The organism is Kitasatospora sp. NPDC091335, assembly GCF_044757205.1.
Taxonomy (GTDB): domain Bacteria; phylum Actinomycetota; class Actinomycetes; order Streptomycetales; family Streptomycetaceae; genus Kitasatospora.
Window position 1 is genome coordinate 164,624 of the sequence record NZ_JBIVUM010000007.1, and the last position, 26,728, is coordinate 191,351.

The following is a 26,728-nucleotide window of genomic DNA, read 5'->3' on the forward strand; positions in this document are numbered from 1 at the left end:
GTTCGGCAGCGGGGTCACGATGAGCCCAGCTCCTTGTCGATGAAGTCGAAGATCTCGTCGTCGCTCGCGGTGTCGAGGCCGGCCACCACGGACGGGGTCCACGGCCCCGGCGCGCCGTCCTCGAAGCGGGCCAGCATCGCCTGGAGCCGCCGCAGCACGGTGAGCCGTTCCGCCTCGCCCACCGTGGCCAGCTCGGCCTCGATCCCCTCCACCCGTTCGGTGAGCGCCACGGCCGCGGACCCGGCCGGGGCGATCCGGGCGGCCAGGTACTCGGCGACCCGGCCGGCCGACGGCTGGTCGAAGGTCAGCGTCGCGGGCAGCCGCAGCCCGGTGCGGGCGGCGAGGCGGTTGCGCAGTTCGACGGCGGTCAGCGAGTCGAAGCCGAGGTCGACGAAGCCCCGGTCGGGCGCCACCGCCTCCGCCGTGGCGTGCCCCAGGACCTGGGCGACGTCCGCCCTGACCGCGTCCAGGATCAGCCGGGCAGCCTCCGCCGGGGAGCGGCCCGCCACCTGGCGCAGCAGCGGCGGCGGGCCGTCCGGGGCGGCGCCGGCCCGGCGCGGGCCACCCGGCAGCAGGCCGCGCAGGAGGGCGGGCACCGCGCTGTCGGCGGCGCCGGGCCCGGCCGGCAGGTCGAGCCGCACCGGCACCAGGTGGGCGTGGTCCCCGGCCAGGGCCGCGTCGAAGAGCGCGAGGCCCTGTTCGGCGGTCAGGCCGGTGCCGAGCCTGGCGGCCCGGTCGCCGAGGTGACCGGTCATCGCGCTGGTCTCCGCCCAGACGCCCCAGGCGAGCGACAGCGCCGGGAGCCCCCGGGCCCGGCGGTGGGCCGCCAGGGCGTCCAGGAAGGTGTTCGCCGCCGCGTAGTTGGCCTGGCCCGGCGAGCCGAAGGTCCCGGCGGCCGAGGAGAACAGCACGAACAGGTCCAGCTCCAGGCCCTCGGTCAGCTCGTGCAGGTGCGCGGCCGCGTCGGCCTTGGGGCGGAACACCGTGGCGATCCGCTCCGGCGTCAGCGACCCGACCAGTCCGTCGTCCAGCACACCGGCGGTGTGCACCACGCCGGACAGCGGGCGGTCCGCCGGGATCGCGGCCAGTACCCCGGCCAGCGCCTCCCGGTCGGCGGCGTCGCAGGCCACCACCTCGGCCTCGGCGCCGAGTTCGGCCAGCCCCGCGACCAGTTCGGCCGCGCCGGGGCTGTCCGGGCCGCGCCGGCTGAGCAGCAGCAGGTGCCGCACGCCGTACGCCTCGGCCAGGTGGCGGGCGAACAGGCCGCCGAGCACGCCGGTGCCGCCGGTGACCAGGACGGTGCCGGGGAGCCCGGCGGGCGCTCCGGTGCCGGGCGCCGCAGTGTCGGGTGCGGCCGTGGCGGTTGCGGCCCTGGCCAGGCGGGGCACCAGCGGGCGTCCGTCCCGCACCGCCAGCTGGGGTTCGGCGCCGGTCGCGTACGGGTGCCAGGCGTCGGCCGCCGGTTCGTCCGCGTCGACCAGGACGAACCGGTCCGGGTGCTCGGACTGGGCCGAGCGCAGCAGGCCCCAGACCGCCGCGCCAGGCAGGTCGCGCACCTCGCCGGCCGGGTCGACGGCGCCGGAGGTCAGCACCACCAGCCGGGAGTCCGCGAAGCGCTCGTCGGCGAGCCACGCCTGGACGGTCTCCAGCACCTGCGAGGCCGTCCGGAGCGCGTCGGCCGCGTCGCCGGGGCCGGCCACCGCCACCGGCAGCACCACCACCGGGGGCACCTCGGCGCCGTCGGACAGCTCGGCCTGCTCGGACAGCTCGGCCTGCTCGGCCGACCCGGTCAGCTCTGCCAGGGAGTCGTACCGGTCGCCCGGCACGTCGGGCGCGGCCTGGCCGAGCACGCACCAGCCCGCGGTGTCCACCGGCGGCAGGGCGGGCACCTGCGTCCACTCGACGGCGAACAGCCAGTCCAGGACGGACGGTTGTACGGGTTCCGGCAGCTGCTCGACGGCGGTCTCCCTGAGCACCAGGGACTCCACCGAGGCGACCGGGGCGCCGAGCCCGTCGGCGGCCCTGATCAGCACGCCGTCCTCGGTCGGCGTCACCGCGACGCGCAGCATCGCGGCGCCGGTCGCGTGCAGGCACACGTCGGTCCAGGCGAACGGAATCCTGGGGGCCTGCCCGGAGTCGGCCCGGGCGAGCCCGATCACGTGCAGCGCGGCGTCCAGCAGGGCCGGGTGGAGCCCGAACCCGGCGGCGGCCGGGGCCGCCTCCTCGGGCAGGGCCACCTCGGCGTAGACGGTGTCGCCGGCCCGCCAGGCGGCGCGCAGGCCCCGGAAGGCCGGGCCGTAGCCGTAGCCGGCTCCGGCGAGCAGCTCGTAGAAGCCGTCCAGCTCCACCGGTTCGGCGCCGGGCGGCGGCCAGGCCACCAGGCCGTGGTCCTCCGGTACGGCCTCGGCGCCCAGCACGCCCGTCGCGTGGCGCACCCACGGCGCCCCGTCGAGGTCCGGCCTGGCGTGGATCTCCACCCGCCGGTCGCCGTCCTCGCCCGGGGCGGCCACCCGCACCTGGACCCGCACCCCGCCGCTCGGCGGCAGCGGCAGCGCGGCCTGCACGATCAGTTCGCGCAGGGTACGGAAGCCGACCTGTTCGCCGGCCCGCAGCGCCATCTCCACGAAGGCCGTCCCCGGCACCAGGACCCGGCCCAGGATCGCGTGGTCCGCCAGCCACGGCTGCGCGGCCCGCGACAGCCGGCCGGTCAGCAGCACCTCGTCCTCGCCGGCCAGCGCGACCGTCGCCCCGAGCAGCGGGTGGTCCGCCGGGGTCTGGCCCACGCCGCCCAGGTCGCCCACACCGGTGGTGTGCTCCAGCCAGAACCGGGTGCGCTGGAAGGCGTACCCGGGCAGCGGCACCCGCCGGCCGGTGCGCAGGACTGCCGGCCAGTCCACGTCCAGGCCTGCCGCCCAGAGCCGGCCGAGCGCCCGCAGGGCGGTGGCGGCCTCGTCCTGGTCGCGGCGCAGCAGCGGCGCGAACACGGCGCCGTCCGGGCCGGACTGCTGCGCCATGCCGCAGAGCACGCCGTCGGGGCCCAGTTCGAGGTAGCGGGTGACGCCCTGGCCGGCCAGGTGGCTGACGCCGTCGGCGAAGCGGACGGTGCCGCGCACCTGGCGGGCCCAGTACCCGAGTGTGCGAAGCTCCTCCGGGTCCACCACCGTGCCGGTCAGGTTCGACACGATCGGGATGCGCGGCTCGGCGAACTCCAGCCCGTCGATCGCGGCGGTGAACTCGGCGAGCATCGGCTCCATCAGGGCCGAGTGGAAGGCGTGCGAGACGGTCAGCCGGCGGGTCCGGCGGCCCTCGGCCCGCCAGCGCCCGGCGAGTTCGTCGACGGCCTCCGCCGGGCCCGAAACCACCACGGAGGCAGGCCCGTTGACGGCGGCGACGTCCAGCCGGTCGCCGATCGCCTCCCGCACCTCGGCCTCGCCGGCCTCGACCGCCAGCATCGCGCCGCCCTCCGGCAGCGCCTGCATCAGCCGGCCGCGAGCCGCGACCAGGGCGCAGGCGTCGGGCAGCGACAGGACACCCGCGCAGTGCGCGGCGGCCACCTCGCCGATCGAGTGGCCGATCAGGAACTCCGGTACCACACCCCAGGATTCGAGCAGCCGGAAGGACGCGACCTCGACGGCGAACAGCCCGGCCTGGGCCCACATCGTCCGGTCCAGGTCCTCGGCGCCCTCGAACACCACGTCCTTGAGCGGCCTGCCCAGGTCGAACCGCGCGCAGACCGCGTCGAAGGCGGCCGCGAACTCCGGCTGCGCCTCGTACAGTTCGCGTCCCATCCCGGTCCGCTGGGAGCCCTGGCCGGTGAACAGGAAGGCCAGTCGGCCCTGGCCGGCGGGGGCGCCGTCCGCCTCGTCGGCGGCGAGCCGGTCGAGCAGCTCCGACAGCTCCTCGGTGTCCCGGCCGACGACCACCGCGCGGTGCTCCAGTTCGGCCCGGCCGGTGGCCAGCGACCAGGCGACGTCCCCGGGGGCCCCGGCGGGGGCCTGCGCCAGGTGGGCCCGCAGGGAGCGCGCCTGGTCGCGCAGCGCGGCCGGGGTCTTGCCGGACAGCAGCCACGGCAGCGGGCCTTCGAGGGCCGGGGACCCAGCGGGGGCGACCGGCGCGGCGGCCGGTGCGGATTCCAGGATGACGTGGGCGTTGGTGCCGCTGATCCCGAAGGAGGAGACGCCCGCGCGGCGCGGCCGCTCGGCCTCGGGCCACGGCCTGGCCTCGGTCAGCAGCTCGACCGCGCCCGCCGACCAGTCCACGTGATGGGTCGGCTCGTCGACGTGCAGGGTGGCCGGCAGCACGCCGTGCCGCATCGCCTGCACCATCTTGATCACCCCGGCCACGCCGGAGGCGGCCTGGGTGTGCCCGAAGTTGGACTTGATCGAGCCCAGCCACAGCGGGCTGTCCTCGGGCCGGTCCTGGCCGTACGTCGCCAGCAGCGCCTGGGCCTCGATCGGGTCACCGAGGCGGGTGCCGGTGCCGTGCGCCTCGACGGCGTCCACGTCGGCGGAGGCGAGGCCGGAGTCGGCCAGCGCCTGGCGGATCACCCGCTGCTGCGAGGGCCCGTTGGGCGCGGTGAGACCGTTGGACGCGCCGTCCTGGTTGACGGCGCTGCCGCGGATCACCGCGTGGATCTCGTGGCCGTTGCGCAGCGCGTCGGAGAGCCGTTCCAGCACCAGCAGGCCGACGCCCTCGGACCAGGTGGTGCCGTCCGCCGCCGAGGCGAAGGCCTTGCACCGCCCGTCCGAGGCCAGTCCGCCCTGCCGTCCGAACTCGGCGAAGAGGCTCGGGCCGGCCATGACGGCGACGCCGCCCGCGAGCGCCAGCTCGCACTCGCCGCGCCGCAGCGCCTGCGCGGCCAGGTGCATCGCCACCAGCGAGGAGGAGCACGCGGTGTCCACGGTGACCGCCGGACCCTCCAGGCCGAACACGTACGAGAGCCGGCCGGAGACCACGCTCATCGAGGCGCCCGTCATCAGGAAGCCCTCGGCCCCGGGCGGGAGTTGGGCGCCCACGCCGTAGCTCGACGTGTAGGCCCCGACGAACACGCCGGTCGGGGTGCCGCGCAGTCCGGGCGCCGCGAAGCCCGCGGACTCGAAGGCCTCCCAGGCCGACTCCAGCAGCAGGCGCTGCTGCGGGTCCATCGCCAGCGCCTCGCGCGGCGAGATCCCGAACAGCTCCGCGTCGAAGCCGGCGACGTTCTCCAGGAAGCCTCCGCGCGGGGTGTACGCCGGGTCGTCGACCAGCCAGCCGCGGTCGGCCGGGGAGGCGGTGACGCCGTCGAAGCCCTCGGCCAGCAGCTGCCAGAGCCGCTCGGGGTCGTCCGCGCCGCCGGGGTAGCGGCAGCTCATGCCGACGATCGCGATCGGTTCGTCGAGGCCGGCGGCGGTGGCGGCGGACCCGCCCGTGGCCGGGGCCGTCCCCGGCGCCGCCGGGGTGCCGTCGGACAGCGCCTCGGCGAGGTGGTCCGCCAGCAGCTCCGGGGTCGGGTAGTCGAAGACCAGGGTCGCGGGCAGCCGCAGTCCGGTCGCGGTGTTGAGGCCGTTGCGCAGCTCCACCGCCGTCAGCGAGTCCAGCCCGAGGTCCTTGAACGCCTGCTTCGCGCCGACCGCTTCCACCCCGGAGTGACCGAGGACGGTCGCCACGTGGGCCCGCACCAGCTCCAGCAGGCGCGCCCGGCGCTCGTCGGCGCCCAGCGCCCGCAGCTGCTCCAGCACGGCGGCCCGGCCACCGGCGCCGCGCTCGGCGGCCCGGCTGATCGGGGCCCGCACCAGGGCGCGGAACAGCGGCGGGACGGCGCCGCCTCGGCGGGCCCTGAGATCGAGCGTGACCGGCAGCAGGTGGGGCATCGGCAGGGCGGTCGCGCGGTCGAACAGGGCGAGTGCCCGGGCGGTGGGCAGGGCGGAGCCGCTGCGTGCCGAGGCCAGGTGGCCGGTGAGTTCGCTGGCCTGCTCCCACAGACCCCAGGCCAGCGACTGGCCGGCCAGACCCTCGGCCGTCCGCCGGACGGCCAGGCCGTCCAGGAAGGCGTTCGCCGCCGCGTAGTTGGCCTGCCCGCCGGAGCCGAACGTCGCGGACACCGAGGAGTACAGCACGAACATCGCCAGATCCTGACGGACAGTCAACTCGTGCAGGTTGAGCGCCGCGTCCGCCTTCGGACGCAGCGCGACGGAGAGCCGCTCCGGCGTCATCGAGCCGAACACCCCGTCGTCCAGGACACCGGCCGCGTGCACCACACCGGTCAACGGACGGGCCAGACCCTCCAGCACGGCCGCCAGCGCCGTACGGTCCGCCGCGTCACAGGCGACCACCTCGGCCTCGGCACCCGACTCGGCCAGCGCGGCGACCAGTTCGGCCGCCTCCGGACTCCCCGGCCCACGACGACTGAGCAGCGTCAGGTGCCGCACCCCGTGCCCGGCGACCAGGTGACGGGCCAGCAGCCCGCCCAGCGTCCCGGTGCCGCCGGTGATCAGCACGGTGCCCTCGGGATCGAGCGGCGCCGGCACGGTGAGCACGTTCTTGCCCACGTGCTTCGCCTGACTGACGAACCGGAAGGCGTTCACCGCGTCCCGGACATCCCAGGCCGTGATCGGCAGCATCCGCAGCACACCGGCCTCGAACAGCCCGATGACTTCCTGGAGCAGGCCGCCCATCCGCTCCGGACCGGCCTCGGCCAGGTCGAAGGCCCGGTACCAGACGTCGGCGGGCTGCCGGATGTCGGTCTTGCCCATCTCCAGGAAGCGCCCGCCCTCGGCCATCAGCCGCAGCGAGGCGTCGATGAACTCCCCGGCCAGCGAGTTCAGCACCAGGTCCACCCCGCGCCCACCGCTGGTGGCGCGGAAGTGCTCTTCGAAGTCCAGGTCACGCGAGGAGGAGATGTGCGCGTCGTCGAGGCCGGCGGCACGCAGCACGTCCCACTTGCCACGACTGGCCGTGCCGTACACCTCCAGCCCGAAGTGACGGGCCAGTTGGACGGCCGCCATGCCCACACCACCGGCCGCCGCGTGCACCAGCACCGACTCACCCGGCCGGGCGTCGCCCAGGTCACGCAACCCGAAGTAGGCGGTGGCGAAGACGATCGGCACCGACGCGGCCTGCGCGAAGGTCCAGTCGGCGGGCATCGTGGCCAGCAGCCGCCGGTCGGTGACGGCCCGCCGGGCCGCGCCGCCGGTGAAGAAGCCGAACACCCGCTCGCCGACGGCCAGGTCGGTCACCCCGGCGCCGACCTCCAGGACCACGCCCGCGGCCTCGACCCCGATCACCGCCGAAGGATCCGGGTACATGCCCAGACCGATCAGCACGTCCTTGAAGTTCACCCCCGCCGAACGCACCGCGACCCGCACCTCACCCGCACCCAGCGGGGCGTCCGCCTCCGGCGCGGGCACCAGCGCCATGTCCGCCAGGACCGCACCCTCCCCCGCGACACCCAACCGCCAGGCACCCTCCCCCTCCGGCACCGCCAGCCGGTCGACCGCGGACGCCCGCACCAGGCGCGGCACCCGCACATCCCCTCCGCGGACCGCGAGTTGGGGCTCCTCACCGCCGACCAGCGCGGGCCAGCCGGCCCACCGGTCCGCCCCCGCGGGGTCCAGGTCGACCAGGACGATCCGGCCCGGGTTCTCGGTCTGCGCGGCCCGCAGCAGGCCCCAGACGGCCGCCTGCACCGGGTCCGCTCCGCCGCCCGCCGCGGCCGGCACCGCGCCGCTCGTCAGCACGACCAGCCGGCTGTCGGCGAACCGCTCCTCGCCCAGCCACTCCTGCGCGGTGGCCAGCACCCGCGCGGCCGTCCCGTGCACGTCCTCGGAGGCCGGAACGGCCAGCACCACCACCGGCGGCAGCGCGCCGTCCGGCTCCGCCGCCAGCGCCGCCAGATCCGCGAACTCCCGTGCGCCCGGCGCCGGTTCGGCGCCCAGAACGGCCCAGCCCGTCGGGTCGGCGGCGGCCTCGGCCGGCGGCACCGGCACCCAGTCCAGCGCGAACAGCGCGTCCGGCCAGGCGTCGGCCGGGCTCTGGAGCGCTTGGGCGGAGACCTCGCGGAGCACCAGCGAGCCGACCGAGGCGACGGGGGCGCCGAGTTCGTCGGCGGCGAGGAGCGCCACCCCGTCGGCCGCCCGGGTCACCGCGACCCGCAGCGTCGAGGCGCCCACCGCGTGCAGCCGCACGCCGGTCCACGCGAACGGCACCCGGGGCGCCTGCCCGGCGTCGGCCAGGACCAGGCCGCTGACGTGCAGCGCCGCGTCCAGCAGCGCCGGGTGCAGCCCGAACCCGCCCGCCTCGCCCGCCGCCTCCTCGGGCAGCGCGACCTCGGCGTAGACGGTGCCGCCCGCCCGCCAGGCCGCGCGCAGGCCCCGGAACACCGGGCCGTAACCGTAGCCGCCGCCGGCCAGCGCCTCGTAGAAGCCGTCCAGGACCACCGGTTCGGCGCCCGCCGGCGGCCAGGCGGTGAGGTCGAAGCCCGGCGCCCGCTCCTCCCCGGTCAGCGTGCCGGCCGCGTGGCAGACCCACGGGGCGTCGTCGTCGCTGTCCGGGCGGGCGTGGATCTCCACCCGGCTGTCGCCGTCCTCGCCGGGGGCCGTCGCGCGCACCTGGATCCGGACGCCTCCGCGTTCGGGCAGCGGCAGCGGGGCCTGGACGATCAGCTCCTCCAGCACCGGGAGGTCGATCTGCGCGCCCGCCCGCAGCGCCATGTCCACGAACGCGGTGCCGGGCACCAGCACCCGGCCCTGGATCGCGTGGTCGGCCAGCCAGGGGCGGGTGGCCCGGGACAGCAGGCCGGTCAGCACCAGGCCTTCGTCACCGGCCAGTTGCACCGCGGCGCCGAGCAGCGGGTGGCCGGTGGGCAGCTGTCCGACCGAACCGGCGTCGCCCGTCCGGGCGGACGGGCGCGGCCAGTACCGCTCCCGCTGGAAGGCGTACGTCGGCAGCTCGACCCGGGGGCCGGCCGGCAGCAGGGCCGGCCAGTCCACCTCGGCGCCGGCCGTCCACAGCCGGGCCAGCGCCTGTCGCGCCGTCCCGGCCTCGTCCCGGTCGCGGCGCAGCACCGGCGCGAAGACGCCCTCGACGTCGGCCTGCCTGGCCATCCCGCACAGCACCGCGTCGGGGCCGAGTTCGACGAACCGGGTGACGCCCTGCCGCCGCAGGGTCTCCACGCCGTCGGCGAAGCGGACGGCTTCGCGGACCTGGCGGACCCAGTAGTCGGGGGTGGTGAGCAGGCCCGGCTCGGCGAGTTCGCCGGTCAGGTCGGAGACGATCGGGATGCGCGGCTCGGCGAAGGTCAACTGCTCCAGGACGGCGGCGAATTCGGCGAGCATCGGCTCCATCAGGGCCGAGTGGAAGGCGTGCGAGACGCTCAGCCGGCTGGTCCGGCGGCCCTCGGCCTTCCACTGCGCGGCGAACTCGTCCACCACCTCGGCGGGGCCCGAAACCACCAGCGAGGCAGGCCCGTTGACGGCCGCGACGTCGAGCCGCTCACCGATCGCCTCGCGCACCTCGGCCTCGGCGGCCTGCACGGCGAGCATCGCGCCGCCCTCGGGCAGCGCCTGCATCAGCCGGCCCCGCGCCGCGACCAGCGCGCACGCGTCGGCCAGCGAGAACACCCCGGCGACGTGCGCCGCCGCGATCTCCCCGATCGAGTGCCCGAGCAGGAACTCCGGTACCACGCCCCAGGATTCGAGCAAACGGTACGAAGCGACCTCGACGGCGAACAGCCCGGCCTGGGCCCACATCGTCCGGTCCAGGTCCTCGGCGCCCTCGAACACCACGTCCTTGAGCGGCCTGCCCAGGTCGAACCGCGCACAGACCTCGTCGAAGGCCGCCGCGAACACCGGGAACGCCTCGTACAGACCACGCCCCATCCCGACCCGCTGCGCGCCCTGACCGGTGAACAGGAACGCCGTGCGCCCCTCGCCCGCCGTGCCCGTGACCACGCCCTCGGCCGGCCGGCCCTCGACCAGCGCGGTCAGCGCCGCCTCGATCGCGGCGGCCGAGTCCCCGACGGCGACCGCCCGGTGCTCCAGCGCGGACCGGCGGACGGCCAGGGCGTGCCCGGCGGCCGCCAGGTCGGGTGCGGTCGCCAGGAACCCGCGCAGCCGGTCCGCCTGCCCGCCCAGCCCGGCCGGGGTCCTCGCCGAGACCGGCCAGAGCACGGTGCCGTCGCCCGGTGCCGGTTCCGCGGCGGGCACCGGCTCCGGGGCGGGCACCGGGTCGCCCTGCTCCAGGATCACGTGGGCGTTGGTGCCGCTGATACCGAAGGAGGAGACGCCCGCGCGGCGCGGCCGGCCGAGGTCCGGCCACGGCCTGGCCTCGGTGAGCAGTTCCACCGCACCGGTCGACCAGTCGACGTGCGGAGTCCGCTGCTCGACGTGCAGGGTGGCGGGCAGCAGGCCGTGGCGCATCGCCTGCACCATCTTGATGATCCCGGCGACGCCCGCCGCCGACTGGGTGTGGCCGATGTTGGACTTGACCGAGCCGAGCCACAGCGGCTGGTCCCCGGCGCGGCCCTGGCCGTACGTCGCCAGCAGGGCCTGGGCCTCGATCGGGTCGCCGAGCGGCGTGCCGGTGCCGTGCGCCTCCACCGCGTCCACCTCGGACGGGGCGAGCCGCGCGGTGGCCAACGCCTGGCGGATCACCCGCTCCTGCGAGGGCCCGTTGGGCGCCGTCAGCCCGTTGGAGGCGCCGTCCTGGTTGACGGCGCTGCCGCGGACCACCGCGAGCACCCGGTGGCCGTCGCGGCGGGCGTCGGACAGCCGCTGGAGCACCAGCACGCCCACGCCCTCGGACCAGACGGTGCCGTCGGCCCCGGCGGAGAACGCCTTGCAGCGCCCGTCCGAGGCGAGGCCGTCCTGCCGGTCGAACTCGGCGAACACGCCGGGGGTGGACATCACGGTCACGCCGCCGGTCAGCGCCATCGCGCACTCGCCGCGCTGGAGCGCCTGGATCGCCCAGTGCAGGGCGACCAGTGAGGAGGAGCAGGCGGTGTCCACGGTGACCGCGGGGCCCTCCAGGCCGAACACGTACGAGACGCGGCCGGACAGGACGCTGGTGGCGGCACCCGTCATCAGGTGCCCCTCCGACTCGGGCAGGTCCATCCCGGCGCCGTAGCCGAACGCCGAGGCGCCGACCAGGACTCCGGTGGACGAGTGGTGCATCGACAGCGGATCCAGCCCGGCCGACTCGAAGGCCTCCCAGGAGGCCTCCAGCAGCAGCCGCTGCTGGGGGTCCATCGCCAGCGCCTCGCGCGGCGAGATCCCGAACAGCCCGGCGTCGAAGTCGGGGGCGTCGTGCAGGAAGCCGCCGCGGGGCGTGTAGGTGGCCTCGGCGACCTCGACCTCCCAGCCGCGGTCGGACGGGAAGGCGGTGACGCCGTCGAAGCCCTCGGCCAGCAGGCGCCAGAGCCGCTCGGGGGTGTCCGCGCCGCCGGGGTAGCGGCAGCTCATGCCGATGATCGCGATCGGCTCGCCGGTGTCCACAGCCGCCTCGGCGGTGACCGTCGACACCGGCGCGGCCCGCTCGAACAGCAGCGCGTCGAGGTGCTCGGCGAGCACGGTCGGCGTCGGGTAGTCGAAGACCAGGGTCACCGGCAGCCGCAGCCCGGTGACGGCGTTCAGCCCGTTGCGCAGTTCGACGGCGGTGAGCGAGTCGAAGCCGAGGTCGCGGAACGCGTGCCGGGCGCCGACCGCGTCCGCGGCGGAGTGGCCGAGGATGGTGGCCGCGCTGCTCCGGACGAGGTCCAGCAGTTGCGCGCGCCGCTCCTCGGCCGGCAGCGACCGCAGCCGGCCGACCAGTCCGGCGTCCGCGCCCGCGCCCCGGCCGGCCGCCCGGCGCGCGGCCGGCCGGATCAGGCCGCGCAGCAGCGGGGGCACCAGGTGGGTGGAGACCGCCTGCGCCGCGGCGAGGTCCAGGACCATCGGCACCAGGTGCGGGAGGGACAGCGCGGTCGCGCGGTCGAACAGGGCGAGTGCCCGGGCGGTGGGCAGGGCGGAGCCGCTGCGTGCCGAGGCCAGGTGGCCGGTGAGTTCGCTGGCCTGCTCCCACAGACCCCAGGCCAGCGACTGGCCGGCCAGACCCTCGGCCGTCCGCCGGACGGCCAGGCCGTCCAGGAAGGCGTTCGCCGCCGCGTAGTTGGCCTGCCCGCCGGAGCCGAACGTCGCGGACACCGAGGAGTACAGCACGAACATCGCCAGATCCTGACGGACAGTCAACTCGTGCAGGTTGAGCGCCGCGTCCGCCTTCGGACGCAGCACGACGGAGAGCCGCTCCGGCGTCATCAAGCCGAACACCCCGTCGTCCAGGACACCGGCCGCGTGCACCACACCGGTCAGCGGACGGGCCAGACCCTCCAGCACGGCCGCCAGCGCCGTACGGTCCGCCGCGTCACAGGCGACCACCTCGGCCTCGGCACCCGACTCGGCCAGCGCGGCGACCAGTTCGGCCGCCTCCGGACTCCCCGGCCCACGACGACTGAGCAGCGTCAGGTGCCGCACCCCGTGCCCGGCGACCAGGTGACGGGCCAGCAGCCCACCCAGCGTCCCGGTGCCGCCGGTGATCAGCACGGTGCCCTCGGGATCGAGCGGCGCCGGCACGGTGAGCACGTTCTTGCCCACGTGCTTCGCCTGACTGACGAACCGGAAGGCGTTCACCGCGTCCCGCACGTCCCAGGCCGTGATCGGCAGCATCCGCAGCACACCGGCCTCGAACAACTCGATGACCTCGTGCAGGATGCCGCCCATCCGCTCCGGGCCCGCCTCCCCGAGGTCGAACGCCCGGTAGCGGACGCCCTCCGGCTGCCGGATGTCGGTCTTGCCCATCTCCAGGAACCGGCCGCCGTCCGCCAGGAGCCGCAGCGAGGCGTCGATGAACTCCCCGGCCAGCGAGTTCAGCACCAGGTCCACCCCGCGCCCACCGCTGGTGGCGCGGAAATGCTCCTCGAAGTCCAGGTCACGCGAAGAAGAGATGTGCGCGTCGTCCAGACCGGCGGCACGCAGCACGTCCCACTTGCCACGACTGGCCGTGCCGTACACCTCCAGCCCGAAGTGACGGGCCAGTTGGACGGCCGCCATGCCCACACCGCCGGCCGCCGCGTGCACCAGCACCGACTCACCCGGCCGGGCGTCGCCCAGGTCACGCAACCCGAAGTAGGCGGTCGCGAACACCAGGGGCACCGACGAGGCCTGGGCGAACGACCAGCCCTCCGGCACCCTGGCCAACAGCCGCCGGTCGGTCACCGCCCGCAGGGCGGCGCCGCCGGTGAAGAAGCCGAACACCCGGTCCCCCGGGGCGAGGTCGGTCACCTCCGCGCCGACCTCCAGGACCACGCCCGCGGCCTCGGCACCGATCACCGCCGACGGGTCCGGGTACATGCCCAGCCCGATCAGCACGTCCTTGAAGTTCACCCCCGCCGAACGCACCGCGACCCGCACCTCACCCGCACCCAGCGGGGCGTCCGCCTCCGGCGCGGGCACCAGCGCCATGTCCGCCAGGACCGCACCCTCCCCCGCGACACCCAACCGCCAGGCACCCTCCCCCTCCGGCACCGCCAGCCGGTCGACCGCGGACGCCCGCACCAGGCGCGGCACCCGTACCAGGGTGCCGCGGATCGCCGCCTGCGGCTCGTCACCGGCCACCACGGCCGGCCACAGCCGCGCCGAGTCGTCCCGCGGATCGAGGTCCACCAGGACGATACGATCCGGGTTCTCCGTCTGCGCCGACCGCAGCAGGCCCCACACCGCCGCCTGGACCGGATCCACCCCGGCTCCCGCGACGACGGGCATCGCACCACGCGTCAGCACCGCCAGCCGCGCGGCCTCGAACCGCTCCTCCGCCAGCCACTCCCGGACCACGCCCAGCACGCCCGCGGTCAGCTCGTGCACATCGTCCGAGGCCGGGACCGGCAGCACCACCACCGGCGGCACCGCGCCCTCGCCGTCCAGCTCCGCCACCAGGTCCGCGACGGCGGCGTAGGCCGGCAGGCCGTCGACTTCGCCGATCGCCGCCCAGCCGGAGACGTCCACGGCCTCCTCGGCGACCGTCACCGGCGCCCAGTCGACGGCGAACAGCGCCTCGGGGCCGCTCTCCTCGGCGGGGCGCAGCGCCTCCGCGGAGATCTCCCGCATCGCCAGCGACTCCACGGTGGCGACGGGCTCGCCCACGCCGTCGGCGAGCAGCAGCGACACGCCCTCCGCGGTGCCGTCGACCCGCACCCGGAGCACCGACGCGCCGACCGCGTCCAGCCGGGTGCCGGTCCAGGCGAACGGCAGCCGGGTGCCACCGGCCTGGACGACCGGGGACAGGCCCACGGCGTGCAGCGCCGCGTCCAGCAGCGCCGGGTGCAGCCCGAACCCGCCAGCCTCGCCCGCCGCCTCCTCGGGCAGCGCGACCTCGGCGTAGACGGTGCCGCCCGCCCGCCAGGCCGCGCGCAGGCCCCGGAACACCGGGCCGTAACCGTAGCCGCTCCCGGCCAGCGCCTCGTAGAAGCCGTCCAGGACCACCGGCTCGGCGCCCGCCGGCGGCCAGGCGGTGAGGCCCTCGCCGGTTCCGGCGTCGGCGGTGGCCAGCAGACCGGCCGCATGGCTGGTCCAGACCGCGTCGACGGTGCCCTCGGGCCGCGAGTAGACCTCGACCGTGCGCTCGCCGCTCTCACCGGCGGCGCTCACGCTCACCTGGAGCTGCGTCCCGGTGTGCTCGGGCAGCACCAGCGGGGTCCGCAGGACGAGCTCCCTGATCGCCGCGCAGCCGGCCCGGCGACCGGCCGTCCAGACCAGCTCGACCAGGGCCGCGCCGGGCAGCACCACTCGGTCCAGGATGACGTGGTCGGCCAGCCACGGGTGGGTGGCCGCCGAGAGCCGCCCGGTGAGCAGCAGGCCGCCGCCGTCGGCCACCGTGACGGCGGCGCTCAGCAGCGGGTGGCCGACCGGCTCCAGGCCTGCCGTGCCCGGGTCCCCGGCCACCGGGACGACCTCCGGCCAGTACCGCTCGCGCTGGAAGGCGTACGTCGGCAGGTCGAGCCGCCGGCCGGTCGGCAGCACCGCCCGCCAGTCGACGTCCGCGCCCGCCGTCCAGACCCTGGCCAGCGCGCGCAGCGCGGTGTCCGCGGGCTCCCGGTCGCGCCGGGCGAGGGGCGCGAACACGCCCTCGGGGGCGGACTGCTGGGCCATTCCGCAGAGCACGCCGTCCGGCCCCAGTTCGACGAACCGGGTGACGCCCTGTCCGGTGAGGTGGCCGATCCCGTCGGCGAAGCGGACCGCCTCGCGGACCTGGCGGACCCAGTAGTCCGGGGTGGTGAGCAGGCCGGGGCCGGCCACCGACCCGGTCAGGTTCGAGACCAGCGGGATCCGCGGCTCGGCGAACGTCAACCCGGCCAGGACGGCGGCGAATTCGGCGAGCATCGGCTCCATCAGGGCCGAGTGGAAGGCGTGCGAGACGCTCAGCCGGCTGGTCCGGCGGCCCTCGGCCTTCCAGTGGGCGGCCAGCTCGTCGACGGCCTCCGCCGGGCCCGAAACCACCACCGAGGAAGGCCCGTTGACGGCGGCGATGTCGGCCCGGTCGCCGATCGCCCCGGCCGCTTCGGCCTCGGTGGCCTGGACGGCGAGCATCGCGCCGCCCGTCGGCAGCGCCTGCATCAGCCGCCCGCGCGCCGCCACCAGCGCGCACGCGTCGGCCAGCGAGAACACCCCCGCCACATGGGCCGCCGCCACCTCGCCGATCGAGTGCCCGAGCAGGAAGTCCGGTACCACGCCCCAGAATTCGAGCAGACGGAAGGAAGCGACCTCGACCGCGAACAGCCCGGCCTGCGCCCACACCGTACGGTCGAGATCCTCGGCGCCCTCGAACACCACGTCCTTCACCGGACGGTCCAGCAACAGGTCCAGCTCGGCGCAGACCGCGTCGAAGGCGTCCGCGAACACCGGGAACGCCCCGTACAACCCGGCGCCCATCCCCACCCGCTGCGCGCCCTGACCGGTGAACAGGAAGGCCGTACGGCCCTCGGCGGTCACTCCGGTGACCACGTGCGCGGCCGGGGTGCCCGCGGCCACGGTGCCGAGCCCCTCCGCGAGGCCGGCCACGTCGGCGCCGAGCACCACGGCGCGGTGCGCGAGGGCCGCCCGGCCGAGCAGGGCGTGCCCGAGGTCGGCCGGAGAGCCGTCGGAGCCGGTCGAGCCGGCGAAGGCGGCGAGCCGTTCGGCCTGGGCCCGCAGCGCGGGTTCGGTCCTGGCCGACAGCAGCCAGGGGATCACCGGCGGCGCCGTCCCGGCCGGCTCGTCCTGGGCCAGGACCGGCACGGCCTCGATGATGACGTGGGCGTTGGTGCCGCTGATGCCGAAGGAGGAGACGCCCGCGCGGCGCGGCCGGCCGGCCTCGGGCCACGGACGGGCCTCGGTGAGCAGTTCCACCGCGCCGGCCGACCAGTCCACGTGCGGGGACGGCGCGTCCACGTGCAGGGTGGCCGGCAGCACCCCGTGCCGCATCGCCATGACCATCTTGATGATCCCGGCGACGCCGGCGGCCGCCTGGGTGTGCCCGATGTTGGACTTGATCGAGCCGAGCAGCAGCGGGCTGCCCTCGGGCCGGTCCTGACCGTACGTCGCGAGCAGCGCCCCGGCCTCGATCGGGTCGCCGAGCCGGGTGCCGGTGCCGTGCGCCTCGACCACGTCCACCTCGGCGGTGGTCAGGCCCGCGGTCGCCAGCGCCTGGCGGATCACCCGCTCCTGCGAGGGCCCGTTGGGCGCCGTCAGCCCGTTGGAGGCGCCGTCCTGGTTGACGGCGCTGCCACGCACCCGGGCCAGCACCCGGTGGCCGAGGCGCTGGGCGTCCGACAGCCGCTCGACCAGCAGCACACCGACGCCCTCGCCCCAGCCGGTGCCGTCGGCCGCGGCGGCGAAGGCCTTGCAGCGGCCGTCCGAGGCGAGGCCGCCCTGCCGGTCGAACTCGCCGAAGGTGGCCGACGAGACCATCACCGTGACACCGCCCGCGAGCGCCATCGCGCACTCGCCGCGCTGCACCGCCTGCGCCGCCAGGTGCAGCGCCACCAGCGAGGAGGAGCAGGCGGTGTCCACCGTCACCGCCGGCCCCTCCAGGCCGAAGGAGTACGCCACCCGGCCGGAGATCACGCTGTTCGCGGTGCCGGAGAGCAGGTGCCCCTCCGCCCCGTCGAAGCCGCGCGCGCCGCCCCCGCCGTAGCCGGAGGAGGACGCGCCGACGAAGACGCCGACCTGTTCGCCCTTGAGCGACCTGGGGTCCAGGGCGGCGGACTCGAAGGTCTCCCAGACGGCCTCCAGCAGCAGCCGCTGCTGAGGGTCCATCGCCAGCGCCTCGCGCGGCGAGATGCCGAACAGCCCCGCGTCGAAGCGGGTCGCCTCGTGGACGAAGCCGCCCTGCCGGGAGTACCCGCCCTCGGCGTCGGCGAACTCCCAGCCGCGGTCGGCGGGGAATCCCGAGATGCCGTCGGCGCCGGTGGCGACCAGCTCCCACAGCTCGTCCGGCGAGGTGATGCCGCCGGGGTAGCGGCAGCTCATGCCGACGATCACGATCGGGTCGTCACCGCCGGTTCCGGGCCCGGCCACGGTGCCGGGCGCCCGGTCCGCCGCCGGGGCCCGTTCCAGGCCGGCCAGCAGCTGCCCGGCCAGGTGCCCGGCCAGCTCACCGGGGGTCGGGTAGTCGAAGACCAGGGTGGCCGGCAGCGCCAGGCCGGTCTCGGTGCCGAGCGCGTTGCGCAGCTCCACCGCGCTCAGCGAGGTGAAACCCAGGTCGCGGAAGGCCCGGTCCGGCTCGACCGCCTCGGCCGTGCTGTGCCCGAGCACCGTGGCGACCCGCGCCCTGACCAGGTCCAGCACGATCCGGGCGCGCTGTGGGGCGGGCGCCGCGGCGAGCCGCCGCACCAGGGCGGATCCGGCCTCGGCGGCGGACTCCTCCGCGGCCGGCCGCCGCACCGCCTCGGGCAGGTCGGCCAGCAGCGGGCTGGGGCGGCTGGAGGTGAACGCCGGGGCGAACCGCTCCCAGTCCACGTCCGCGACCACCAGGCAGGTCTCCCGCAGGTCCACCGCCCGGGCGAGCGCGGCGACGGCCAGCGCCGGGTCCAGCGCGGGCAGTCCGCGCTTGCGCAGGAAGTCCTCGGCCTCGCCGCGCACCGCCATGCCGGCCCCGGCCCACGGGCCCCAGGCCACCGAGAGGCCGGCCAGGCCGCGCGAGCGCCGCTGCTGCACCAGGGCGTCCAGGTAGGCGTTGGCGGCGGCGTAGAGCCCCTGCCCGCCGCTGCCCCAGACGCCCGCGATGGAGGAGAAGGTGACGAACAGGTCCAGGTCCAGCCCGGCGGTCAGCTCGTCCAGGTGCGCCGCGCCGGTCACCTTGCCGCCGGTGGAGGAGCGCACGTCGGCGGGGCCGGCCCAGTCCAACGGGGCGGTCTCCGCGACGCCGGCCGCGTGCACCACACCGGTCAGCGGGAGCTCGGCCGGGACGGCCGCCAGCACCTCGGCCAGCGCCTCCCGGTCCCCCGCGTCGCAGGCGGCGACCGTCACCCGGGCGCCGAGCCCGGTGAGTTCGGCGGCCAGACCGGCCACGCCGGGGGTGTCCTGCCCGCGCCGGCCGGTGAGCACCAGGTGCGGTGCGCCGCGCCCGGCCAGCCAGCGGGCGACGGCGGCGCCCAGCGCGCCGGTGCCGCCGGTGATCAGCACGGTGCCCGAGGGGGTCCACGGCTCCGCCGGGGCGCCGTCGGCGGCCGCCCGCACCAGCCGGCGGGAGTAGACCCCGGCCGCGCGCACGGCGACCTGGTCCAGGCCCTGGTCGCCGGTCAGCACCGAGGCCAGCCGGGCGGCGGCCCTGGCGTCCACGGTGGCGGGGACGTCCACCAGGCCGCCCCAGCGGTCCGGGTGCTCCAGGGCGGCGACCCGGCCGGCGCCCCACACCTGGGCCTGGAACGGGTCGCGCAGCGGGTCCGAGCCGCCGACCGACACCGCGCCGCTGGTGACGGTCCACAGCGGCGCGCCGATCCCGGCGTCGCCGAGCGCCTGCAACAGGACCAGCGAGGCGGTCAGCCCGTCCCGGCCGAGCACGGTCAGCGACAGCACACCCGCGAAGGCGTCCGGCAGCTCCGCCAGCCGTCCGGCCAGCGCCGCCCGGCCGTCGGCGACCGGGTCGCAGCCGAACTCGACCAGGTCGGCCCCGGCGGCCCGCAGGGCGGCGGGCAGTTCGGCCGCCACCCCGGCGGTCCCGGCGCCGTCGGCCGGCCGCACGACCAGCCAGCGGCCGGCCGGCACGCCCGCGCCGAGCCCGTCCGTGACCGGCTTCCAGGTGACCCGGTAGCGCCAGGAGTCGACCACGGCGTCGGCCCGGCGGCGCCTGCGCCAGGAGGACAGCACGGGCAGCAGCGGCTCCAGCTCCCCCGCCGCCTCGACGGCCAGGGTGCTCGCCAGCTCGCCCAGGTCCTCGCGTTCCACCGCGTCCCAGAACCGGGCGTCCAGCGGGTCGCCGCCACTCGCCGGCGCCGCGGCGGGGACGGCCTCGGGCCAGTACCGCTCGCGCTGGAAGGGGTACGTCGGCAGGTCGACCCGCCGGCCGCCGCCCAGCACCGCCCGCCAGTCCAGCGGGACGCCGGCCGTCCACAGCCCGGCCGGCGCGGCGGCCGGCGCGCCGCTCCGGTCCCGGCGCTGCACCGGCACGAACACACCGTCGGTGACGGTGAGCTGGGCCATGCCGCAGAGCACGCCGTCCGGCCCCAGCTCGACGAACTTCCGTACGCCGTGGTCGCGCAGGCAGGCCACGCCGTCGGCGAACCGGACGGTCTCCCTGACGTGCCGGACCCAGTAGTCCGGCGTGCCCAGGGTCCCGGCACCGGCGAGGGTGCCGGTCAGGTTCGAGACCATCGCGATCCGCGGCGCCTCGAAGGCGACGGTCTCCAGCACCGCGCGGAAGTCCGCGAGCATCGGCTCCATCAGCGCCGAGTGGAACGCGTGCGAGACCGCCAGCCGGGCGGTCCTGCGCCCCTCGGCTCGCCAGCGGGCGGCGAGTTCGTCGATCACGGCCGCGTCGCCGGAGACCACCACGTCGGCGGGCCCGTTGACCGCGGCGATGTCGGCCAGGCCGTCCAGCTCCGCCCTGACCTCCTCCTCGGGGGCCTGCACCGCGAGCATCGCCCCGCCGGCCGGGAGCGCCTGCATCAGCCGGGCGCGGGCCGCCACCAGCCGGCAGGCGTCCGGCAGGGAGAACACGCCCGCGCAGTGCGCCGCCGCGATCTCGCCGATCGAGTGGCCGAGCAGCAGGTTCGGCACCACGCCCCAGGATTCGAGCAGCCGGAAGGTCGCGACCTCGACCGCGAACAGGCTCGTCTGGGCGTAGCCGGTCCGGTTCAGGTCGACGCCGTCGGCCGCCACCTCGCGGATCGGCCGGTCCAGGGCAGGGTCCAGCTCGGCGCAGACCGCGTCGAAGGCGTCCGCGAAGACCGGGAAGCGCTCGTACAGCTCCTCGGCCATGCCGGCCCGCTGCGCGCCCTGGCCGGTGAACAGGAAGGCGGTGCCGCCGGGGACCGCAGTGGCGGCCGCGTCGGCGTCGAAGTCGGCCAGCCGACCGAGGAGTTCGGCCCGGTCCTCGCCGAGCAGCACCGTGCGGTGCTCCAGCGCGGCCCGGGTGGTGGCGAGCGCGTGGCCGATGTCGCGCGGGTCGGCGTCCGCGTCGGCGAGGAAGGTGCGCAGCCGCTCCGCCTGGGCCCGCAGGCCGTCCCTGGTGTGCGCGGAGAGCGGCCACAGCGCGAGCGCGGGCGTCGGGGCCGGCTCCGGCCCGGCGGCCGGCGGCTGCTCGATGATGACGTGGGCGTTGGTGCCGCTGATGCCGAAGGAGGAGACGGCCGCGCGGCGCGGCCGGCCGGCCTCGGGCCACGGACGGGCCTCGGTGAGCAGTTCCACCGCGCCGCGCGACCAGTCCACCTGGGGGCTGGGCTCGTCCACGTGCAGGGTGGCGGGCATGATCCCGTGGCGCAGCGCCTGCACCATCTTGATCACGCCGGCCGCGCCCGCCGCGGCCTGGGTGTGGCCGATGTTGGACTTGATCGAGCCGAGCCACAGCGGGCCGCCGTCGGCGCGGTCCTGACCGTAGGTGGCCAGCAGCGCCTGCGCCTCGATCGGGTCGCCGAGCACGGTGCCGGTGCCGTGGCCCTCGACCAGGTCGACGTCCGGGGTGGCCAGTCCGGCGTTGGCCAGCGCCTGGCGGATCACCCGCTGCTGGGCGGGGCCGTTGGGGGCGGTGAGCCCGTTGGAGGCGCCGTCCTGGTTGACGGCGCTGCCGCGGATCACCGCGTGCACCCGGTGGCCGTCACGCCGGGCGGTGGAGAGCCGCTCGACCAGCAGCAGGCCGACGCCCTCGCCCCAGCCGGTGCCGTCCGCGGCGCCCGCGTAGGAGCGGCAGCGCCCGTTCGAGGACAGCCCGCCCTGGCGGTCGAACTCGCCGAAGGCGGCCGGGGAGACCATCACGGTGACGCCGCCGGCCAGCGCCTGCTCGCACTCGCCGCGCTGCACCGCCTGCACCGCCAGGTGCAGGGCGACCAGCGAGGAGGAGCACGCGGTGTCGACCGTGACGGCCGGGCCTTCGAGGCCGAAGGTGTACGCGATCCGGCCGGAGATCACGCTGTTGGCGGTGCCGGAGAGCAGGTGCCCCTCCGCCCCCGCGAGCCCGAGGCCGCCGCTGCCGTAGCCGGAGTTGGAGGCTCCGGCGAACACGCCGATCTGCGCGCCCTGGACCGAGCGCGGGTTCACCCCGGCCGATTCGAAGGCCTCCCAGGCGGCCTCCAGCAGCAGCCGCTGCTGGGGGTCCATGGCCAGCGCCTCGCGCGGCGAGATGCCGAACAGGGCCGCGTCGAAGCCGGTCGCCCCGGCGACGAAGCCGCCCTGGCGGGAGTACGAGCCCTCGTCGTCGGCGAGGTCCCAGCCGCGGTCGGCCGGGAAGCCGGTGACGCCGTCCGTACCGTCGAGCACCAGCCGCCACAGGTCGTCCGGGGACTCCACCCCGCCGGGGTAGCGGCAGCTCATGCCGACGATCACGACCGGGTCGTCGTCGGCCGCGGCGATGGCGGTGGCGCGGGTGTGCGCCGGCGACTCCTCCGGCCGGTCGAACAGTTCGCCGAGCAGGTGGGTGGCCAGGGCCGTCGGCGTCGGGTGGTCGAAGACCAGGGTGGCCGACAGCTGGAGGCCGGTCTCCGCGTTCAGCAGGTTGCGCAGCTCGACGGCGGTCAGCGAGTCGAAGCCGAGGTCGCGGAAGACCTGGTCGGGGTCGACCGCCTCGGCCGTACGGTGGCCCAGCACGGAGGCCGCGCGCTCCCTGACCAGGTCCACCAGCACCTGGTGGCGGTGGTTCGCGGGCCCGGCGGCGAGCCGCTGCCGCAGGACGGCGCCCAGCTCGAAGTCGGCGGCGTCGCCGGTGACGGACTCCGCCGCCTCGGGCAGGTCGGCCAGCAGCGGGCTGGGGCGGCCCAGGGTGAAGGCCGGGGCGAAGAGCGTCCAGTCGACGTCGGCGACGGTCACGCAGCCCTCGCCGTGGTCCACGGAGCGCTCCAGGGCGAGGACGGCGAGCGCCGGGTCGAGCGCGTTCAGCCCGCGCCGGCGCAGGTAGTCCGCGGCCTCGCCCCGGACGGCCATGCCGGCCTCGGCCCAGGGGCCCCAGGCGATCGAGGTGCCGGCCAGGCCGCGGCTGCGGCGGTTGTCGACCAGCGCGTCCAGGTGGGCGTTGCCGGCCGCGTAGGCGGCCTGGCCGCCGCTGCCCCAGGTCGCCGCGATCGACGAGAAGGTGACGAACAGGTCCAGGCCGTCGGTCAGTTCGTCGAGGTGGGCGGCGCCGGCCGCCTTGCCGCCGAGGACGGCGGCCAGCCCGGCGGGTCCGAGGTCCTCGATCGGGTCGTGGGCCGCGACCCCGGCGGCGTGCACCACGCCGGTCAGCGGGAGGTCGGCCGGGATCCCGGTGAGCACGGCGGCCAGCGCGTCCCGGTCCGCGACGTCGCAGGCCTCGACGGTCACCCGGGTGCCGGTGGCGGTCAGTTCGGCGACCAGTTCCTCGGTGCCGGGTGCGGCGGCGCCGCGCCGGCCGAGCAGCAGCAGGTGCGGCACGCCGCGGCCGGCCAGCCAGCGGGCGGTGGCCGCGCCCAGCGCGCCGGTGCCGCCGGTGATCAGCACCGTGCCCGAGGGGGTCCACGGGCGCTCGGCGGTCCGGCCGGGCTCGGGCCGGGCCAGCCGGCGGCCGTACCCGGCGGAGCCGCGGACCGCGACCTGGTCCTCGCCCGTGCCGCCGGCCAGCACCGCGGCCAGCCGGGCGCCGGCCCGGGTGTCCAGGGTGGCCGGCAGATCGATCAACCCGCCCCAGCGGTCCGGGAGTTCCAGTGCGGCGACGCGTCCCAGCCCCCACACCCCGGCGGCCGTCGGGTCGCACGGCGGGTCGAAGCGGCCGACCGAGACGGCGCCGGAGGTGAGCAGCCACAGCGGCGCGTCGATGCCCGCCGCGCCGAGGCCCTGGACGGTCGCCAGGGCCTCGGCGACCGGGTCGGCGCCGGCCGGCAGCGCGACCACGCCGGCCGGGTCGGCCTGGCCGGACGTCGGCCACTGCCCGGGCTCGCAGCGCAGCACGGCGGCCCCGGCGGCCCGCAGGGCCCGCTCGACGGCCTCCGCCCGCTCGTCGTCCGGGGCGGCGGCCAGCACCCAGGTGCCGGTGAGCGGGGCGGTGTCACCGAGGCCGCTCAGCGGCTTCCAGGTCACCCGGTAGCGCCAGGAGTCGACGACCGACTCCTGCCGCCGGCCGCGCCGCCAGGCGGACAGCGCGGGGACCACCGTGTCGAGCAGGCCGGGGGCCTCCTCCAGCTTCAGGGTCGCGGCCAGCTCGGCGAGGTCCGCGCGCTCCACCGCGTCCCAGAACCGCCGGTCCTCGTCCGGGGCGGCGGCGGGCGGCGGGCCCACCGGGGCCGCCATGACGTCCGGCCAGTAGCGCTCCCGCTGGAACGCGTACGTGGGCAGCTCCACCCGCGGGCGCTCGGGCAGCACGGCGCGCCAGTCGACCTCGACGCCGGCCGTCCAGATCCGGGCCAGTGCGGTCAGCGCCGACTCGGCGTCGTCCCGGCCGCGACGCAGCACCGGGGCGAACACGCCGTCGGCTCCGGCCTGTTGGGCCATCCCGCAGAGCACGCCGTCCGGGCCGAGTTCGACGAAGCGGGTCACGCCCCGGGCCGCCAGGCAGGCGGCGCCGTCGGCGAACCGGACGGCCTCGCGCACGTGCCGCACCCAGTAGTCCGGGGTGGTGAGCAGGTCGGGATCGGCGACGGCGCCGGTCAGGTTGGAGACGATCGCGATCCGCGGACGGGCGAAGGCGACCGTCTCCAGGACGGCGCGGAACTCGGCCAGCATCGGCTCCATCAGGGCCGAGTGGAAGGCGTGCGAGACCGTCAGCCGGCTGGTCTTGCGGCCCTCGGCGGACCAGCGGGCCGCCAGCTCGCCGATCACCTCCTCGGTGCCGGAGACCACCACCGAGGACGGGCCGTTGACCGCCGCGATGTCGGCGCGCCCGGCGATCGCCTCGGCCGCCTCGGCCTCGGTCGCCTGCACCGCGAGCATCGCGCCGCCGGCCGGCAGCGCCTGCATCAGCCGGCCGCGCGCGGCCACCACGGCGCACGCGTCCGCGAGCGGGAGGACGCCCGCGCAGTGCGCGGCCGCGAGCTCGCCGACGGAGTGCCCGAGCAGGAAGTCCGGTGCGACGCCCCAGGATTCGAGCAGCCGGAAGGTGGCGACCTCGACCGCGAACAGGCCGGCCTGGGTCCACATCGTCCGGTCGAGGTCGCGGCCCTCGAAGACCGCGTCCGCGACCGGCGAGCCGAGGTGGCGGTCCAGTTCGGCGCAGGCGGCGTCGAAGGCCCCGGCGAAGACCGGGAACGCCTCGTACAGCCCACGGCCCATCGCCGCGCGCTGCGAGCCCTGGCCGGTGAACAGGAAGGCCGTCCGGCCCTCGGCCGCCACGCCGGTCACCGTCGCGCTGACCGTCGCGCTCGCGCCCGTCGCGGCGGCCTCGCCGGCGGCGAGCGCGTCCAGGCCGGGGAGCAGCTCGCCGAGCACCACGGCGCGGTGGTCCAGGCCCGCGCGGGCGGTGGCGAGCGACCAGGCGAGGCCGGCGGGATCCGGAGCGTCCGCTTCGGCGAGGTGGGCACGCAGCCGGCCGGCCTGGGCGCGCAGCCCGGCCGCGCTCTTGCCGGAGAGCGGCCACAGCAGCGGCCGGTCGGGGTCGACGGGCGCCACAAGGGCGTGGACGGCGGGCTCGGCGCCGGTGCCGGCGTCGGCGTCCGGGTCCGCATCGGTGCCGGCGCCCGGCTCGGCGGGCGCGTGGGCGGGCGCCGCCTCCAGGATCACGTGCGCGTTGGTACCGCTGATGCCGAACGAGGAGACGCCGGCCCGGCGGGGACGGTCGGTCTCCGGCCACGGCCTGGCCTCGGTGAGCAGCTCGACGCCGCCCTCGCTCCAGTCCACGTGCGGGGTGGGCTCGTCCACGTGCAGGGTGGCCGGCAGCACGCCGTGCCGCATCGCCTGCACCATCTTGATCACCCCGGCCACGCCGGCCGCGGCCTGGGTGTGGCCGATGTTGGACTTGACCGAGCCGAGCCACAGCGGGCCGCCCTCGGCGCGCTCCCGCCCGTACGTGGCGAGCAGGGCCTGGGCCTCGATCGGGTCGCCGAGCCGGGTGCCGGTGCCGTGCGCCTCGACCGCGTCCACGTCGGCCGGGGACAGCCCGGCGCCGGCCAGCGCCTGGCGGATCACCCGCTGCTGGGCGGGGCCGTTCGGCGCGGTGAGGCCGTTGGAGGCGCCGTCCTGGTTGACCGCGCTGCCGCGCACCACGGCGAGCACCGGGTGCCCGAGCCGCTGGGCGTCGGAGAGCCGTTCCACCATCAGCAGGCCGACGCCCTCGCCCCAGCCGGTGCCGTCGGCCGCCGCGGCGAACGCCTTGCAGCGCCCGTCGCCGGCCAGGCCGTCGAGGCGGCTGAACTCCGCGAAGACGCTCGGCGAGGACATCACGGTGACACCGCCGGCCAGCGCCAGTTCGCAGTCGCCCGCGCGCAGCGCGTGGACGGCCAGGTGCAGGGCGACCAGGGAGGAGGAGCAAGCGGTGTCGATGGTGACGGCGGGGCCCTCCAGGCCCAGCGCGTACGCGATCCGGCCGGACACCACGCTGGCGGCGTTGCCGATGGCCAGGTGGGTGTCGGCGCCCTCGGGCAGGGCGTGGGCGCCTTCGGCGTAGCCGGAGGCGGAGGCGCCGACGAACACGCCGACCCGGTTGCCGGTGAGCGAGCGCGGGTCGAGCCCGGCCCGCTCGACGACCTCCCAGGCGGACTCCAGCAGCAGCCGCTGCTGCGGGTCCATGGCCACGGCCTCGCGCGGGGAGATGCCGAACAGCGCGGCGTCGAAGTCGGCGGCCCCGTCGACGAATCCGCCCTCGTTCGCGTAGCCGGAGCCGGTCGGCCAGCCGCGGTCCTCGGGGAACCCGGTGATGCCGTCGCCGCCGCTGGTCACCAGCTGCCACAGCTCGGCCGGCGAGCTCACGCCGCCCGGGTAGCGGCAGGCCATCGCGACGATCGCGACGGGCTCCCGCTCGCGCATCTCCGCCACCTGGAGCTGACGGCGGGTGCGCCGGAGGTCGGCCGTCACCCGCTTCAGGTATTCGAGATACTTCTGCTCTTCCCCCACGCTGATCAACCCCTACTCCCGGCCGGCGGTGGATCGCAGCCGGA

Annotated in this window: 1 protein-coding gene; it reads right to left on the reverse strand. The window is 76.7% G+C overall.

What is annotated here, in order from left to right:
* Window positions 1–14: 14 nt before the first annotated feature.
* The gene (locus tag ACIQOW_RS17365) at window positions 15–26,684 is read right to left on the reverse strand and encodes a type I polyketide synthase (RefSeq protein WP_401085407.1); all 26,670 of its coding nucleotides are present in this window, start codon (window positions 26,682–26,684) and stop codon (window positions 15–17) included.
* Window positions 26,685–26,728 lie beyond the last annotated feature (44 nt).